This window comes from Cereibacter changlensis JA139, assembly GCF_003034985.1.
GTDB classification, from domain to species: Bacteria; Pseudomonadota; Alphaproteobacteria; order Rhodobacterales; family Rhodobacteraceae; genus Cereibacter; species Cereibacter changlensis.
In genome coordinates, this window is the sequence record NZ_PZKG01000332.1 from 1 (window position 1) to 1,400 (window position 1,400).

Genomic DNA, 1,400 nt, shown 5'->3' on the forward strand with positions numbered 1-1,400 from the left:
GGCCGCAGGCTGGCGGAACGCTCGGGGTAGAAGCGGTCCACCACCGCCCGCAGCGCCTCGGCCTTCTCCGCCGGGTCCTTGACGATCCGCGCCGTGCCGAAGCACATCGCCGAACGGTAATTGGCCGAATGGTTGAAGCCCGAGCGCGCCAGCACCAGCCCGTCGAGATGCGAGACCGTCAGGCAGGCCGCCACCCCCTGCGTCAGATGCCGCAGCATCCGGCTGGCCGAGGAGCCGTGCCAGTAGAGCGTCTCGCCCTCGCGCCAGTGCAGCGTCGGCGTGCAATAGGGCTGGCCCTCCAGCACATAGGACACGTGGCAGAGCATCGCGGCATCGAGGACCGCATGCACCGAAGCGCGGTCGTAGCTGCCGCGCTCGTGCACGCGTTTCACCCGGTTGCGCGGGCTGACGGGATAGGCGGAGGAGGGGGAGGTCGCTGTCATGGCTTGCCTTTCGGGTCGGGATCGTCCAGCGATAGGCGATGGCATTGGTCCGAAACAGATCCAATCTGACAGCATGTTCGCCGACCAATCTGCCGGACTGGTCGGCGCTGATCCCGGTGCTGCCCGCCGAGGGCGCGCGGCGCGTGGCGCTTTACGCGGCGCTGCGGCGGCTGATCGAGACCGGGGCGCTGCCGCCGGGAAGCAAGCTGCCCACCACCCGCGATCTGGCGGCGCGGCTCGGTCTTGCGCGCGGCGCAGCGGTGGCAGCCTTCGAGATGCTGGTGGCCGACGGTTTCGCCGTCGCCCGCACCGGGGCAGGGACCTATGTCGCGGCGGAGGTGCCGCGGCTCGGCGCGCCGCCCGCGCCCGTCACCGCGCCGCCGAGGCCGAAGGCCGCCTCGGTCCTGCCCGGCACGCTGGGTGTCGCCACCGCCGACGACTGCACCATGCTGCAGTTCCGCAGCCTCCTGCACCGCCATCTCGCCCGGCCGGAGGCCGCGCATTTCTCCTATGGCGATCCGCAGGGCAACGCCGGGCTGCGCGCCGAGATCGCCGCCTACCTGCGCAGCGCGCGCGGGGTGCGTTGCGAGGCGGGGCAGATCCTTCTGACCTCGGGCACGCAGCAGGCGCTGGATCTGGTGACCCGCGCCACGCTCGCCCCCGGTGATCCGGTCTGGATCGAAGACCCCGGCTATCCCGGTGCGCGCGCGGTGATGGAAGGGGCCGGGCTGCGCCTCGTCGGCGTGCCCGTCGATGCCGAGGGGCTGGAGGTCGCCCTAGGCGAGCAGCGCTCCCCCGGGGCGCGGGCCGCCTATGTCACGCCCTCGCACCAGTTCCCGCTGGGCGTCACCCTGTCGATGCGGCGCAGGCTGGCGCTGATCGACTGGGCGCGGCGGGCCGGGGCGTGGATATTGGAGGACGATTACGACAGCGAGTTCCGCCATGCCGGACCGCCGC

The 1,400-nt window shown here is 72.3% G+C and carries 2 protein-coding genes; one reads left to right on the forward strand and one right to left on the reverse strand.

The annotated features are described in order from the left end of the window. A partial coding sequence (locus C5F48_RS23790) for a pyridoxamine 5'-phosphate oxidase family protein (protein WP_146170759.1) occupies positions 1-443 on the reverse strand: 443 nt, incomplete at its 3' end. Positions 444-481: 38 nt separating this feature from the next. Between C5F48_RS23790 and C5F48_RS23795 the strand changes: the two genes are divergently transcribed. Further along, positions 482-1,400 (forward strand): aminotransferase-like domain-containing protein (locus C5F48_RS23795; RefSeq protein WP_146170760.1); only part of this gene is annotated, 919 nt, incomplete at its 3' end.